Annotated in this window: 13 protein-coding genes; 5 read left to right on the top strand and 8 right to left on the bottom strand. The window is 57.0% G+C overall.

All coding sequences use genetic code 11. The features are described 5' to 3' along the window. Positions 1-9: 9 nt before the first annotated feature. From nosD to BM063_RS08040, 7 genes are all read right to left on the bottom strand, one after another. On the bottom strand, positions 10-1,401 hold the full coding sequence (gene nosD, locus BM063_RS08070) for a nitrous oxide reductase family maturation protein NosD (RefSeq protein ID WP_092037737.1): 1,392 nt from the start codon (positions 1,399-1,401) through the stop codon (positions 10-12). Next, positions 1,365-1,967 (bottom strand): hypothetical protein, encoded by a 603-nt coding sequence (locus BM063_RS08065; RefSeq protein ID WP_342713742.1) that lies wholly within the window; start codon positions 1,965-1,967, stop codon positions 1,365-1,367. The genes nosD and BM063_RS08065 overlap by 37 nt, the downstream gene beginning before the upstream one ends. A gap of 67 nt (positions 1,968-2,034) precedes the next feature. Next, positions 2,035-3,873, bottom strand: a complete 1,839-nt coding sequence (gene nosZ, locus BM063_RS08060; RefSeq protein WP_092037735.1) for a Sec-dependent nitrous-oxide reductase — start codon at positions 3,871-3,873, stop codon at positions 2,035-2,037. Between the two features lie 736 nt (positions 3,874-4,609). Beyond that, entirely contained in the window at positions 4,610-5,452 is an 843-nt protein-coding gene (locus BM063_RS08055; protein ID WP_092037733.1) for a nucleotidyltransferase domain-containing protein, read from the bottom strand. 49 nt (positions 5,453-5,501) lie between these two features. After that, a complete protein-coding gene (locus BM063_RS08050) occupies positions 5,502-6,815 on the bottom strand; it encodes a DRTGG domain-containing protein (protein WP_092037731.1) in 1,314 nt (437 codons plus the stop codon). A gap of 198 nt (positions 6,816-7,013) precedes the next feature. After that, positions 7,014-7,304, bottom strand: coding sequence for a hypothetical protein (locus BM063_RS08045; protein ID WP_143085277.1), 291 nt, complete (start codon positions 7,302-7,304; stop codon positions 7,014-7,016). Positions 7,305-7,536: 232 nt separating this feature from the next. Beyond that, a complete protein-coding gene (locus BM063_RS08040; RefSeq protein ID WP_092037727.1) occupies positions 7,537-8,226 on the bottom strand; it encodes a metal-dependent hydrolase in 690 nt (229 codons plus the stop codon). A 234-nt stretch (positions 8,227-8,460) separates the two neighbouring features. On the opposite strand from BM063_RS08040, the gene BM063_RS08035 reads away from it, so the two are divergent. From BM063_RS08035 to BM063_RS08015, 5 genes are read left to right on the top strand one after another with little or no spacing between them, the layout of a single operon-like run. Continuing rightward, the gene (locus BM063_RS08035) at positions 8,461-9,879 is read left to right on the top strand and encodes a YheC/YheD family endospore coat-associated protein (protein ID WP_177199048.1); all 1,419 of its coding nucleotides are present in this window, start codon (positions 8,461-8,463) and stop codon (positions 9,877-9,879) included. After that, a complete protein-coding gene (locus tag BM063_RS08030) occupies positions 9,876-10,973 on the top strand; it encodes a YheC/YheD family endospore coat-associated protein (RefSeq protein WP_092037723.1) in 1,098 nt (365 codons plus the stop codon). The genes BM063_RS08035 and BM063_RS08030 overlap by 4 nt, the downstream gene beginning before the upstream one ends. Before the next feature lie 3 nt (positions 10,974-10,976). Beyond that, positions 10,977-12,356, top strand: a complete 1,380-nt coding sequence (locus BM063_RS08025; RefSeq protein WP_092037721.1) for a YheC/YheD family endospore coat-associated protein — start codon at positions 10,977-10,979, stop codon at positions 12,354-12,356. 17 nt (positions 12,357-12,373) lie between these two features. Then, positions 12,374-13,705: a YheC/YheD family endospore coat-associated protein gene (locus BM063_RS08020; protein ID WP_092037718.1), complete on the top strand. Its 1,332-nt coding sequence runs from the start codon at positions 12,374-12,376 to the stop codon at positions 13,703-13,705. Then, the gene (locus BM063_RS08015) at positions 13,702-14,178 is read left to right on the top strand and encodes a GNAT family N-acetyltransferase (protein WP_092037716.1); all 477 of its coding nucleotides are present in this window, start codon (positions 13,702-13,704) and stop codon (positions 14,176-14,178) included. Before BM063_RS08020 ends, BM063_RS08015 begins: the two co-directional genes overlap by 4 nt. Positions 14,179-14,262: 84 nt before the next feature. Here the strand turns inward: BM063_RS08015 and BM063_RS08010 are convergent, their stop codons facing one another. Beyond that, positions 14,263-14,940: a C40 family peptidase gene (locus BM063_RS08010; RefSeq protein ID WP_245752171.1), complete on the bottom strand. Its 678-nt coding sequence runs from the start codon at positions 14,938-14,940 to the stop codon at positions 14,263-14,265. Positions 14,941-14,977: the final 37 nt, after the last annotated feature.

The raw sequence follows: 14,977 nt of genomic DNA, 5'->3' as shown, positions 1-14,977 counted from the left end.
GGTGGTCATTCACCGGTTTCTTCTGTGTACGACCCAAAACGCCCCTCCACCCATCAAAAGCAGGGCCGCGGAAATCACCAATGCGAAAGCCGCTCCCCCACCCTCTTCCGGGCGTCGCCGCAATTGGTCATAGGTTTCATGGCGGACGGGCTCCATCAGCGGATACGGATCCGTCACACTCGGCCGGGAAACAACGGGAAACCAGTGGTCAATCGCTTCGAGCATTTTGGCCGTCGGACTCTGGATAAAAAGACGGGTGTGCGGATATTTGGTCATCAAATACTCAAACAGGTTGCCGGACTGATATTCCGGCTCGCCGATCCCCTTCCCGGAGACATCCACTCCCTCATAATCGCTCCAGTAATTGCCCCTTTCCCCTCTGAACCAGTCGATCTTCGTCGTTTGTTCATTGACGGCCAAATGTTGCAGGTTGTCAATGAAATTGTTCTGGTATACAACGCTGTCCCAATTGCTGCCCAACATTTCCATCCCGATATCATTGGCCAGAAAGGTGTTGTGGTGGATTTGGATGTTTCGGGACAAATCGCTGAAGACGCCGATGGAGTTGTGCAGGAACAAATTGTCGCAGGCTTCGCTGTCCTCCACGGTTTGGAGGAACATCCCGAAGGACCGCAGTCCCTGGCTGTTCTCAAACCGGTTGTTCGTCAGCTTCACCCGTTTGGAAAACATGATCGCCGCTCCCGATACGTTGCGGAGAAACACATTCCCCTCAAACACATTGTCGTCGGACCACATATAGTGGACACCGTAGCGGGAGTCCTCCACCCGGTTGGAGTGAAGCCGGTTGCGGTGGGAAAACTCCACATAGATCCCGTCCCGCACATGGCGAAAGCGGTTTTTCTCCACCCGGTTGCGGTGAGAATAATAGATTTGAAGACCGTTCCCCCGTTCGGAAAAGGAACGCTCTTCCCGGCCGACGATATCGTTTTCCCGGATCACATGGTTGCTCGACTTTTTCAAGTAGATGCCGAAGAGGGATTGTCGAATCCGATTCTTTTCGATGCGGGCGCCGTCCCGGGTCACCATGATGGCCGCGTCGTTTTTCAGATAATTGAGTCCCCCGGAGGAAATTTCAAAGCCCCTGATGGTCACCCCGGGGTGACGGACGGTGATCACGTTTCCCTCGCCGGTGCCGATGATTTTCGCCTTCCCTATCTCCACCGCTTCCAAGGTGACGGATCGGTCGATCACCAGGTTCCCGCGGTATTCACCGGGATAGACGCGGATCACGTCTCCGCTTTCCGCCACACGAAGGGCCTCGGTCACTTGTGCATAGGGCTTCCCTTCACCCACTTCCCGGACGGCGGACTCCGCTTTTTCCGGCATCCACACGAAAAGGATCGCTATGAAGAACAAGCAGAGGATGACTTTTCGTTCCACAGCCGATCCCCCCAGAGCCCCAGCGCAATCGCCGCCGTCCCGAGAATCAGAAAATAGAATCCCCTTTTAAAACCGGTATAGGTCGTAAAATTGGCCAATTGATTTTCCCCCACCATCGGCGGTACAAAGGGATCGATTTGTATCGGCGCCCGGGGATCCAGTTGCGTGCCGAAAGTATGCAACCAATGATACATGTCGTATATCCCGAAAATCCCGCCGATCGCGAGCAGACCGATCATCACATAACCCAACCTTTTGGATCCGGCAGCGGCGGCTACCGCAAAGCCGATGGCAATTCCCCAAATCACATAGGGGATGTATTGAAATTCCGGGAAGTCCTCCTCATGGATCTCTTTCATGCCGATATAGTGGTTCAGTATGTTGATCGTATCCAAATGCCCCTCCAGCTTGTACGGATAAACCAAAAGATCCAAGCCTTCGGGATACATGGTCGCGATCAGCCTCATCCCCCACCAGGGAAAGTAGACGGATATCACCAACAGAGCGGCTCCGACCAAGACGAGTCCCCGGGAGAGGGGGGACATGCGGGAACGCTTCACTCCCATCGGAATCCCTCCTGGGCCCTGCTGCAGAGAGGGGGGAAATCCCCCCTCCTCAGCAGGTGATGAGCCGTTATTTTTTTGGTTTGACCAGGAGATAACCCTGCATTTCCTGGTGGAGCGCCGAACAGAAGTTGGAGCAGTAGAAGGGATAAACCCCTGGTTTGTCCGCCACAAATTCGATCTTTTTCGTCTCTCCGGGCTGCACTTCCACATCGATGTCATAGAGGTTGATGGCGAAGCCGTGGGTGATATCCTGGTCCAGATCGATGTTGGTCAAATAGATCGTGACCTTGTCTCCCTCGTTCACCTCGATTTTGTCCGGATAGAACCGGGTCCGGACCGCCAAACCGTGCACCGTCACATGGTTCCCCTTGCGCTCGATGCGCACATCTTCCTTCTTCCAGACGGAGTGGGGGCGCTTTTCATCTTTTTCGTACTTCAGTATCGGTTTGATTTTGTCCGCTTTGACCATTTGCGCGTAATGGGGTTCCGGATCGATCGGCGCCTCGTTGATCACCTTCATTTTGTCTCCGGAAATGTCGATCAGCTGCATATTTTCCGGATGAGAGGGGCCGACAGAAAGATGCCGGTCCTTGGAAAGTTTGTTAAGTGCCACCAGATATTTCCCGTCCGGGGAGACCGTGTCCCCTTCCGCGGCGGAACTGTGGCCGGGACTGTAATGAACGGTCGCTTTGTCCAGCACCTTCCATTCGCCCAGCTTCCACTTGGCGACGGCGCTTTCCACAAACAACGTGGTGTAGGCGTAACCGTCCGGTCCGAACTGGGTGTGAAGCGGTCCCAAGCCCACCTTCACCGACGCCTCTTTCACCGACTCGAAATTGACGATGGGCAATCCTTTTTCCGTTCCGGAGAAATCTTCCTCTTCAATGGCCTTGATGAATTTCTTGAAATCATACACCGTCACCGTGGGATCCAGCTTGCCGCTCCCCACGATCCAGCGACCGTCCGGGGAGACGTCGACACCGTGGGGGCTTTTGGGCAGCGGAATCAAATAGGCGATCCCCTTCACCTTCGTCGGATCCACCACTTTGACGCCGTTGATCACCTCATACTTTTTGTCCTCGACGGCCTTTTCCGCGTTTTTCCAGTTGATTGCAACCAGATAGTCGGTTTCGTTGGCGGAAGCGTTGATCTCCAAAAGCTCCGTCGCTTCCTCCGTGTTGTAGGTGGTGAAGAAGGCCCAGTCACCGCTGATTTTCTTCCCCGCATCGGAAAGATCATAGTTCCACGGCGGCAGCTTCAGTTGCCAAGCAACCTTCATCTTGCCCGTTTTCTGGTCGATTTTTTGGGCCGACAAGGCGCCGTGGTACTCCTTGCTGTATTTGTCCAGGGACGCATATTTTCCGCCCATGGGAACGGAAAACCGTGTCGCCATCATGAAATATTCCGTGTTGGGGGTAACAAATGCCGCCGAATGGGGGCCCATAATATTGGGGATCGGTCCCAAAATCTGCTTCGTGGTAAAGGTTTTCAAATCGATCATCGCCGCACGGTTGTTGGCGTTATCATTGACGTAAAGAAAGCGTCCGTCATACTCGCCGTCGGTTTCACTGAGGGCCGGATGGTGCACATCCCCCCAAGTGTATTCGCCGAGCATTTTTTTGGACTCCTCATCCCAACCATATCCGGTGGCGGAATCCCGGCTGAAAACGGGAATCGTGCGAATCCTGCGCAGGGACGGGACCCCGATCACATACACCTGTCCCGAATGCCCTCCCGAGGCAAACATATAATATTCATCCTTCTTGCCGGGAGGGATAAAAGCTCCGGAAACCGCCTGCTCCCCTTCCGTTGTCGATGTTGGACCGATATAGCTGACGATGGAGCCGGCCACAAGTCCCAGGATCACTCCCAGCGCCACGGGCACATACCATTTTCCCAGCTTCATCCTTTCACCTTCCTCAGCTTATTGTGGTTCCGTCTCATGGTCCAACAATCTTCCGCTCAGGCTCCAAACTTTCATCCCAGAAACAAGAGAATTCCCGCAAAGCCGATGACCAGTCCCACCGCAAACAAGACCATCCATCGAAGTGTCGGATTCACGAAAATCCACCTTCTTCCCAATGGAGCGTATCCGGTGATCAAAGAACGAACGGACGGCATCTCTGAACGCGATCGCGGAAAGTTCCCGTTTCCACCTCCCGTGCCATGATGAAGTACAGTTTTTTTCAAATCACCAGTATTGCTATAAATGTGATTATTTTCACTTAAAAAACTATCGTGACCGTCATAAGATCATTTCTCCTGACTTCATCTCCAATAAAACCAAAATCGAACCGGCAGAATTGTGATTTGGAACACAAATTTTTTGTCCGTTTTTTGCCGGGACAAGGGCAAATTATTTAAAAAGGAGTGATTGTGATAAAAATCACATTAAAGCCCACTGCTCCGGATCGCCGGATGGCCACTGAACGATTCCGGAAAAAATCACGCCCCTCGGAAAAGGGCGTCAAAATAGAAAAGGGATGATAAAACCCGATTGACGGAATCATCCCCGGCAGCAACGCGCTCCATTGATCGGTTGTAAATCGTCAGTTGAAAACGAGAGCACCAAAAAACGCATGAAGTTGAACTTCATGCGCCTTTGTACGGATGTCGTTTCGTGCGGAATTGGTCCGCCCCCTCTAGCGCCGAACCAATGCCTCCGTTTCGGAAATCAGCTGCCGAAGCACAGCGACGGCCTCCTCCGTTCCCCGGCTGTCCTTTGAAGACAGTTTTGTAAACACCTGATCCACCCGTTCCTTGTAATGTTCCGACTTGAGAGGGAATCGGTCCGCCATCGCCGTGGCCCCTTTCTCGTTGATGCAGTACTCTTCGTTCTTGGCAAACAGGACGTGGTTCAAAGAGGCCACGGTGCGGAAGCAGCACCCAGCCACATAGGCGAGATCATCGTTGCCTCGATGGGCCTCGGCATGCAGCAGGGAAAAGGACGCTTCGAACAGGAACCGGCCGATGACGGCCTCCTGCAAGGCTTTCGGGTACGGACGGGTTTTGGCCTTCAGCGCCGCGATCCGCCCCTGCGGATCGGCCAACACCCTGCACAGGTCCACTTCGCCCATGTACATCAGGTTCAAATAGGCATGGGGATGTCCGGTCTGATAATCCGCCGTGACGATCCCCTTCGCGCAGTCGTCGATCACCCGGGAAACCCGCCTCACGTCGCGGAACAAAAAGTCCACGTGATATCCACCGATGACGAGCCAACCGCCCCCATTGACCCAGGGCCCCCATGCCCCCAGGGGTGTGATCAGGTCGGTCCGGTGCCTATCATCCAGTTCCGACGCGACCTCCCCCACGGATTGCACTTCGAAGCCTTCGCTTTCATCGTAATAGATTCCGATGTCGATGTCGGAATCGGGCCGGTGCATTCCCTTCGCCCGGGATCCTCCCAGCACCACTCCCACGACGCCGGGAAGTCTCTCCAACTTTCGCGTCGCATCATCCAAAATCTTTTGCACCTCGTCCAACGTTGTCCATCCCCTTATGCGATGGATGCTTAAGCCCCGGCGGCCGCGGTTACCGCTCGATCATCTGCGCCGTCAGCATCGCCTTGGACACCAGGTTGCCGTCGTGAAACACTTCCAGCTCCAACTTGGCCGACTTCCGCCCCATTTCCAAAACCCGGGGGATCAATTCCACTTCGCTCTCCAGCTGCACGGGCTTCAGGGTATAGATGGTCAGGTTCTCGATGACCAGGTCCCCCCTCCGGTGCCGCCGGAGGATCCGGATCGCCGCCTCCGTCATCAGTCCGGTCAACACGCCGATGCTGAGGGTCCCGAGGGAATCGCTCATCTGCGGCGTCACCTTTCCGCGAAAGACGAGGGTGCCGTTTTTTTCCCGGACCTCTTCAAACCCCCGGAAAATGATGTCGTTGATCGTTTCCCCCACCTGCGGCTGCTTCTGCATGTATTGCAGGGACTTGATCACGTCCTGCCGGCTGATCACCCCGAGGAGGCGCCGCTGATCATTCACCACCGGGAGCAATTCGATTCCTTCCCACACCATCTCGTGGGCTGCGGACGCCAGGGAGGTCTTCGGCGTGACCGTGATCGGATTCCGGGTCATCACCCGCTCGATCCGTTCCGTCGAGTCGTGACCCACCACATCCTTCGCCGTCACCATTCCCTGCACCTTCCCGCCGTCGTCCACCACGGGATAGCGGCTGTGGCCCGTCTCCTTCACCTTCTCGTGAAAACGGGCGACCGGATCATCCACTTTCAGATAGACCGGCTTGTGATCCCGCGCGATCACGTCTTCCACCAGCAGAATCTCCTTTTTGATCAGACGGTCGTAGATCGCCCGGTTGATCATGGACGCCACCGTGAAGGTGTCATAGCTGCAGGAAATCACCGGAAGCTCCAGTTCATCTGCAAGCGCTTTCACTTCTTCCGTCGTGTCAAAACCGCCGGTGATCAAGACGGCCGCCCCCCGTTGGAGCGAGATGCGGTGCACATTGTAGCGGTTTCCGACAATCAACAGGTTTCCGGGTTCCACATAGCGCATCATCGCCTCCAGCTTCATGGCGCCGATGACGAACTTGTTGAGGGTCTTGTGAAGCCCGGCCCGTCCCCCCAACACGTGACCGTCCACGATGTTGACCACTTCGGCAAAGGTGAGCCGCTCGATGTTGGAACGCCGTTTTCGCTCGACGCGGACCGTTCCCACCCGCTCCACGGTGTTGACCAATCCCTGGTTTTCCGCCTCCTTGATCGCCCGGTACGCGGTCCCTTCGCTCACCCCCAGCTCGCGGGCGATGGTGCGGACGGAAATCTTCTCACCCACGTCGAGCTGTTCGATATACCGGAGAATCCGTTCGTGCTTGGTGGGCATTCGCATCCCTTCTTTCCTTTCCGCGATAAAACTCTGTTACAATACATTATACACATAGTACTTACACAGTCCAAAAACAAAATAAAAAAGGAGGGTCTTTCACGCCTCCTTCAAGCTCTGATACAGTAAATCGGAAAAGGATGATACAACCTTTCCGGAAAGACCGCTTGTCCGGCTGAAACAGACACGCGGACCCCCTCAGGAAAACAATCGCCTTCGCTGTCTCGTTCCCGTTTCGAAACGCCTCTGCTTCCGCTGGGCCTCCAGCCAGCGAAGCCGCCTTTCCCATTCGGAACGCCGCTCCCTTTCCTCGTCCCCCTGAAGCACCATCCGCCAATTGGCGGCGATCACCAGAAGGGCCAAGGCGAGCCATGACAAGGCAAAAACGGAATCGGCATCCGCTTCCAGCGCCACCGGCAGCCGGGGAACCGCCATCAATAGCAGCCCCAAGGCAAGCACCAAGGCGAGCCCGTGCTTACTCCGCCACACGTCCATCCCCCCATTCTGTACCCATCATACGAACAAGCCCCGGACATTATGCAAAAAATTCGGCTCCTTCGCGGCGGAAAACGCCGGATGCCTCGGAAGGCCTTTTTGCGCAAAAAAAAGAGACGGTAGTTCCAGCCGCCTCCAAATAAGGGGGTTTTCATCCTGTAAACATCGTAATCCATGCGTATTACACGGAAGTTACAAGGGATTTACAGTTCGTTGTCGTTTTTTGCTACCATTCCCTTGTTTCTCCGCTCTCCATGACCACGCCCTTGATCCCCTTCGCCTCCAGGTTCCGGACGAAGGCGTGCGCATCCTGTTCAATGAGCGGGAAGGTGTTGTAATGCATGGGGATCACCCATTTGGCCTTCACCCACTCCGCCGCGGTCAGGGCATCCTCGGGCCCCATGGTGAAGTTGTCCCCGATCGGCAGCATCGCGATGTCGACCGGATGCCGTTCCCCGATCAACTTCATGTCGGAGAAAAGGCCCGTGTCGCCGGCGTGATAGATGGTTTTGTCCCCCAGCATCAACAAAATGCCCGCGGGCATCCCCAGATAGATGATCTCCTTCCGGTCATCCACGGTAAAGCCGGATCCGTGGAAGGCCTGGGTCAGTTTCACGCGGCCGAAGGGAAAAGCATAGCTTCCTCCAATGTGAAGGGGATGGATCTTGGCCCCCTGCCATCCCATCCACACGGCCAATTCATTGGGAGCGATCACCGTGGCGTCGTTGTTTTTGGCGATTTCCAGCGCATCCCCCACATGGTCGCCGTGGCCGTGGGTGAGGAGCACATAGTCCACCTTGATGTCCTTGGGATCCGCCTTTGCCATGGGATTTCCGCGCAAGAAAGGATCGATGATCAGCCGGTGCCCTTCGTGATGAATTTCGAAACAGCTGTGCCCGTGATAGTGAATCTTCATGTCGATACCCCTTTCTTTGGTATCTGAAGGTGGAAGAGTCCCCTGATTGGCATCGCCGCCGTCAAACCGGCTCAAACTCCTGTTCGACATCTCCATTATGCCATATACCACACGGCGGAAAAAAATCCTTCCGCCTCCGGGCCCGCCCTTGCCGAAACCAAGCCCCTTTTTTTCACCCGAATATACATGCCCACATACGATGAAGTAGTCAGCTCACGCCGGAGGGGATCCCGAATGGGGTTTGCACGCTGTGAAATCCAAGTCGTGCCCGACCACACTTTTCCTCAGAGCATCAACATGGTCATGAGCCGTTCCCTGGCGGAAAAACTGCACCTTGCCCATTTCCCCGTCTGGGTTAAATTCGGATCCAAAGTCGCCAAGGGGTGGATCGCCGTCCATTCGGCAAAATCCTCCCTGATCCGGATCAGTTCTAAGCTGGCCCGTTCCCTGCGACTGCCTGATCACCTCTCCCTGTGCGCGTCCTACGACCCCCAGTCGCACTGCCTGCGCATCGGCCCCTTCCTCGGGATCCTCATCAACACCCAAGCGACGCCGAATCAACCGATTTTCGGCGCCATGACCCGCTTTCTGGAGGAATGCGCCCTGACCGGCCAGGAACGGGGGGTATGCGTTGCCGTTTTCACGCCGGAGCAAATCATGGCGGAAAACGGCACCACCAAGGGGTGGCTGTTCCAGAGCCGGAAGTGGCAATTAAGAGAGCTTCCCTTTCCGGATGTCCTTTACAACCGGATCACTTCCCGGCGAATCGAAAGAAGACCGCGCCTTCAGAACATCCTCCGATTTTTGCGCATGCAGCACGGGGTTTGCGTCTTCAACAAAACCTTTTTGGATAAGCGGCAGGTCCACGAAACCCTGATGCGGGATCCCCGCATGCAGAACATGCTTCCGGAAACCCATCCCTATCATCCCCATCGCATCCGGCCCATGCTGAACCGCCACGGCATCCTTTATCTCAAACCGACCAACGGAAGCCTCGGATCCGGCATCATCCGCCTCATCAAAACCGGGCGTTACATCGTCTGCCAATATGCCACCGCCAACGGAACGACCACCCGCGTGTACCGGAAGGTCGATACGGCCATCACCCACTTGAACCGTCGCGTGAAAGGCTCCTCTTACCTGATCCAGCAGGGACTTCACTTGGTCACCTCCAGGGGGCGTCCCGTCGATTTCCGCGTCCTGGTTCAAAAAAATCTACACGGCAACTGGGCGATCACCTCCGTGGTCGGACGGATCGCCAACGATCAGCATATCGTCTCCAACCTGGCCCGCGGCGGCACCGTTCGGAAAGCCTCCGACGTCCTCGCGGAGCTGGACCCCCATCAATCCAAACCGTCCATCTCCAAAATCCGGTCAACGGCGCTGGAGGTGGCCAACACCTTTGAAGAGCTGGTCGACGGCCATTACGCCGAGCTGGGCATCGACCTGGCCGTCGACAAATCGGGGAAAATATGGCTTCTGGAAATAAATTCCAAACCCTCCAAAACCGATGACACCGTCATCAATCCTTCCTTGACCACGCGCCCTTCAGTGATCCGTCTCATCGAATACACCCTGTATTTGACACGATTCGCACACGCCAGGGGTCCGTTCCCACAACCCCGAAACGCTGCCGGGAGGAAACGAATATGAGGACCCTCGGAATCATTGTCTGCACGGTTCGCAGGTCCCCGCCCTTCCTCGAAGCGGGCTTTTTCAAACGCCTCGCCCTGGAAGGCAGGCGCCTGGGCATCGGACTGCTGATTTTTTCCCCGAAACAGGTGGATTGGAACCGAAGGCGGGTGAAAGGATGGACCTACTCGCCGGAAGAAAACCGGTGGGTGGCCGGTGAACATCCCCTGCCGTCGCTGGTTTACGACCGCTGCTTCTACACCCACAGCAGCCAATACCGGGAATACAAACCCTTTGTCATGCGACTGGACCAGGATCCCCACGTCCAGCTGCTCGGCCGGGGACTGGTCGGAAAATGGGACACCCATAAAATCCTGTCCCGCAACGCTTCGCTCCGGCCCCACTTGCCGGACACCCAAAGATGGGAAGGGCCCGAGAAGGCCCTCTCCTTTCTCCGACACCATCGAAATATCGTGATCAAACCCAACGGCGGCAGTCACGGAAGGGGCGTGGCCGCCATAAAGCAAACCGAAAGCGGTTATCTGGTGCACGGCCGAACCAGGGAAAACCGATGCTTCCACCTCTCCTTCAGCGACGAAGCCGCCTTGAAACGATGGCTGATCCGCTTCGTCGGAACCACCCGTTACGTGATGCAACCCTACCTCCGATTGAATACCCCGGACGGAAGGCCCTACGATCTGCGCATGCTGATCCAGAAAAACGAAAGGGGCGAATGGGTCACCACCGGAATGGCCATACGCACCGGAAAACCCCACACCCTGACCTCCAACCTGCACGGAGGGGGCCGGGCAGAGCGGGCGGTTCCCTTTCTTCTCCGCCACTTCCGCCGGGACCAGGTGGAGGGCATCCTGAAAAAGATCCGCTGGCTCGCGGCGGTCGTTCCCCCGCACATCGAACGCCATCACGGACGCCTTTTGGAGCTGGGGCTGGATGTGGGGATCGACACCGACGGCCGCGTATGGCTGCTGGAGGTCAATTCCAAGCCCGGTCGCAGCGTTTTCATCCTCACGGGACAAAAGGATGTCTACCGACGGGCGACCCTTCTTCCGATCCGAGTGGCTCATGTGATTTTCAACAGGCAGACGGGAGGGTAAGGCATGAACTCCATCATTTGCCGACTTCGCCTCGTACCCAACGCCCCCACCAAAGCCGTCATCCTTTCGAAATTCCTGATGAACCGGTGGGGATGCATCCATGGGCAATCCATCAAAATCCGCCTCGGCAACAAAACGTTGATCAGCCGGGTCGTGGGGACTCGGGGGCAGGAACCCGTCATCTATCTGCCTCCATCGATCGTCCGGCAGCTGGCGATTCCCTATCTGGGAGAAACCCGGGCTTCCTTCGCAAACCGGCAGCTCCGGCTGGGGCCGGTCCTCGCCATCCTGACCACCGGCTTCACCGGTTCGCCGTCCCAGCCCTTCGGCAGCCGATCATCCCTGTTTCGCCAATTCATCCTGGCCGGCATGGAGGAAAGACCCTTTTTCTATGTATTCACGCCGGAGATGGTCAACTGGGCCAATCGAACGATTTCCGGCTGGTTTTACCGGAAAGACGAGTCGGGAAACTGGGGCTGGGTCCGGATGACCGCCCCGTTCCCCGATGTGATCTACGAACGGGTGCCCAACCGCAAATCCGAATCCCTGCCCCAGGTCCAGGTATGTCGCGAACGCTTGACGCGTCTGGGACATTCGCGGATATTCAACCAGGGCTTTTTCAACAAGTGGACGGTGCACGAACGCCTCTGCAGGCACCCGGACACCTATGACCTGATCCCCGAAACCTTCCTGTCCCCTTCCATCGAAACCATTCGCCACATGATCGCCAAGTACGGAATGGTCTATCTGAAACCCAGCGGCGGAAGCCTGGGACTGGGCATCTTTCGCATCACCCGCGACCCGAACGGAGGGTACTATTGCCGCTTTCGCAACGGCGACAAAAACAGTTTGTACCGGTTCCGCTCGCTGGAAAAACTGATTCACCACGCCTTCGGCAATCAGAAATCCCGGATTCACCGCTACCTGGTTCAGCAGGGAATCCGCCTGATCAAATACCAGGGACGCCCGGTCGATTTCCGGGTTCACCTGCACAAGGACCGTACAGGGGAATGGCAGATCGTCGGAATCGGCGCAAAGGCCGCCGGCCCGGGCAGCGTCACCACCCACGTTCGCACCGGCGGATCGCTGCTATCCGCCCCGGAGCTTCTGCGCAAAGTGTTTGGACCGGAGGCGCCGAGGGTGGAAGTCGACATTCGCAACGCCGCCATCCGGGTCGCCAAAACCCTGGAACGTCAAGTAAACGGTCCCCTCGGCGAATTGGGAATGGACATCGGAGTGGACCGGGACCTTCGGGTATGGCTGTTTGAAGTGAATTCCAAACCGGGGCGGCACATCTTCCATCATCCGAGCCTGCGCCAGGCAGGCTGGCGCTCCGCCCGTTACATCACCGAATACAGTCTGAAACTGGCCAATTTCCTTTGACGGGGAGGAGGTACACCGTGACGCATCCCACCGCGGGCTGGCTGGCCGTTCAAGGGTCCGGAAAGCCGTCGGCCTTTATCCCCTTTTCCCGCCACGGGAAGCAATCGCTGCCGGAACAGCTCCGCCTGATCCTGGGCGGGCGCACGGAGGTGAAAATTCCGGTCCTTCCGCACCGCGGATCTGTGCCATCCGCGACCTTTTTGCCGGTCCGACTTCTGAAAACCCATTCCCACGGTTACAAAGCGGGACCCTTCATCGCCATCCTGACATCCGACGGAAATCGCACTTTCCGGGGAAACCGGAAAAATTTCATCGACCTGATCCGCACGGGAAGAAAAATGGGGGTGACGATTTTCGTGCTCACCCCCGGCGGCATACAGCCGGGAAAACCGACGGTGCGCGGTTATATCCACCGGCCGCTGAAGACCGGAGACCAGTTCATCCCGGCGACGCTTCCCCTGCCGGACGTGGTGTACAACCGGATTCCCACCCGGACCGCCGAACAGCGGAAGGGGGAACAGCAAGCCCTGCATTATCTGGGGAAAACCCTGGAAATCCCACTGTTCAACCCGGGTTTTTTCAACAAATGGTCCCTCTACCAATTCCTTCGACAATCGGAAGAGCTGGCCGAGCTGGTGCCGGCGACGGGAAAATGGAATGCCGACCATCCCCCGCTTCACATCTTGAAGCGGTTTCCGACGGTCTTCCTGAAACCCAACGACGGACTGGCCGGCAACGGAATGATCCGCATCGCCCGGAACCGTTCGGGATATGAAGTGGTTCTCCAAACCCTCAAGGAAAAAAAGCGGTTTCCGGCGGAGAACGCGGCGGGCCTGTTGAAATTGCTTCGGCGGGTGGCGGGCACGCGCTCTTATGTATGGCAGCAGGGCGTTCCCCTGGCCACCTTTCGGGGACGCCCCTTCGATCTGCGGATTCTCCTGCAAAAAGGAGGAAAGGGCGAGTGGGGCATCACGGGCATCGGCATCCGCGTGGCAGGCCCGGATGCCATATCCACCCACGTGCCGATGGGCGGCACCATTGAAAACCGTCAAACCGTCCTGAAGGCCGTCTTCGGGGACCGATACCGGGACGTCCTCCGGCGGATCGGGGAAACGGCCCTCCGCATCGCCCGCCAGATCGAGCGGAGCCAGGAAGGCCGCATCGGGGAGATGTCGATCGACATGGGAATCGAAAAAGGCGGACGGCTGTGGTTTTTCGAGGCCAACGCCAAACCGATGAAATTTGATGAACCCGATATCCGGGAGCGTTCCCTCAAGCGGTTGATCCAATACTTTCTTTACCTGAGCGGCTTTCAGGAAACCCGCGGAAAAGGAGGGGCATCCCCGTGAGAATCAAATCCCTGACTCCGGAGGAAATGGCCGCCATCCGACCTTCTCTCCTGTCCTTTTGCCGAAAATACGGGGATCGCCGGATCACCCACCGCGCTCTCCGCTGGTTCCGCCGCCTTCCCCACACCCGGTGGAAACAGGGAACGCTGGTGGCCATCGCCACGGAAGAAAAACGGCTCGTCGGAGTGATCGCCTTCGGCTCCTACGGACTGGAGGAATCCTTCATCGTCGTCCACCCGGATCACCGCAACCGCCGGATCGGGGAGCGATTGCTCGCCTTCTCGCTGCAATCGCTGAAAAAGGTGTACACCCGGGTGGCCTGCGACAACCTTCCCAGTCTGAAGCTCTGTTTTTCCTGCGGGCTGGTGGCCTTCCGGCTGATCCGCGGCCCCACCGGCAAGCCGACCCTCTGCCTGGCCGGCGGGAACTGGAATCCGGAGGAAGTCCCCTGGGGAACCTCCGCCGGCGCCTGAAGGCACCCCGCCCCCTTCCCGCCGAAAAACACCAAGCCCTCCTTCCCTTCAGGGAAAGAGGGCTCGCTTCATTCGGCGGATTTTTTACTTGATGACCCGGCGGGCCGTGACATATCCTTCCCGCAGCCACTTCATGCCGTTCAAATCGTCGTAGCGGACGCCTCCGGGGCCCCAGGTGTGCAGGATCTTATTGTTTCCGGCATAAATGCCGACATGGGCGATCTGGTTGGGGGAATAGCTCGTGGTGAAGAACAACAGATCCCCTTTTTGAATTTGATTTTTGGGGACATAGGTTCCCACCTTCGCCTGCTGTCTTGAGGAGCGGGGGAGGTTGATCCCGTTTTCCTTAAACACCCGCTGGACGAAGGAAGAACAGTCGAAATAGTTTGTCTGATTGGACGAGGCTCCGTACTTGTAAGGCGTCCCCAGATACTTCTCACCGGTTTTGATAATCCTGTCCGCCAGGGTGGAAGTCTCCGGTTGCTCCGGCTTGACCGGTTGCTGCTGTTTGCTCTCCTCCTGTTGCGGAGGTGTCGGCGCCGGCGCCGGTGCCGGATTCACCCCTTCTCCCTTCGAAGGTGTTTCGGGCTTCGCCTTCGGCACCTCATATTTCAGCCCGACCCGATTGAAGATGCTTTGAATCAGGTCGTGGGCGCTTTTAGAAGCAGCCGCATAGCTTGTCCCGCCCGGAATGAACGCAGACACAACCAGCGTCAGAGCTCCCATCCACAAGACTTTCCTGAAGCGTTTAAAAAACTGCATGGCAACCTCCTTTGGCCTTCGGACTAGCATCCGGTAA

The organism is Planifilum fulgidum, from assembly GCF_900113175.1.
Classification (GTDB): domain Bacteria; phylum Bacillota; class Bacilli; order Thermoactinomycetales; family DSM-44946; genus Planifilum; species Planifilum fulgidum.
The sequence above is the reverse complement of the archived record's forward strand: the minus strand, read 5'-3'. Positions and strand labels throughout refer to the sequence as shown.

Excerpts from the sequence above, each read along its gene's own strand:
- BM063_RS08010 (WP_245752171.1), bottom strand. The coding sequence starts at position 14,940 with ATGCAGTTTTTTAAACGCTTCAGGAAAGTCTTGTGGATGGGAGCTCTG.
- BM063_RS08035 (WP_177199048.1), top strand. The coding sequence starts at position 8,461 with ATGGGGTTTGCACGCTGTGAAATCCAAGTCGTGCCCGACCACACTTTT.
- BM063_RS08050 (WP_092037731.1), bottom strand. The coding sequence starts at position 6,815 with ATGCCCACCAAGCACGAACGGATTCTCCGGTATATCGAACAGCTCGAC.
- nosZ (WP_092037735.1), bottom strand. The coding sequence starts at position 3,873 with ATGAAGCTGGGAAAATGGTATGTGCCCGTGGCGCTGGGAGTGATCCTG.
- BM063_RS08030 (WP_092037723.1), top strand. The coding sequence starts at position 9,876 with ATGAGGACCCTCGGAATCATTGTCTGCACGGTTCGCAGGTCCCCGCCC.
- BM063_RS08040 (WP_092037727.1), bottom strand. The coding sequence starts at position 8,226 with ATGAAGATTCACTATCACGGGCACAGCTGTTTCGAAATTCATCACGAA.
- BM063_RS08065 (WP_342713742.1), bottom strand. The coding sequence starts at position 1,967 with ATGGGAGTGAAGCGTTCCCGCATGTCCCCCCTCTCCCGGGGACTCGTC.
- BM063_RS08025 (WP_092037721.1), top strand. The coding sequence starts at position 10,977 with ATGAACTCCATCATTTGCCGACTTCGCCTCGTACCCAACGCCCCCACC.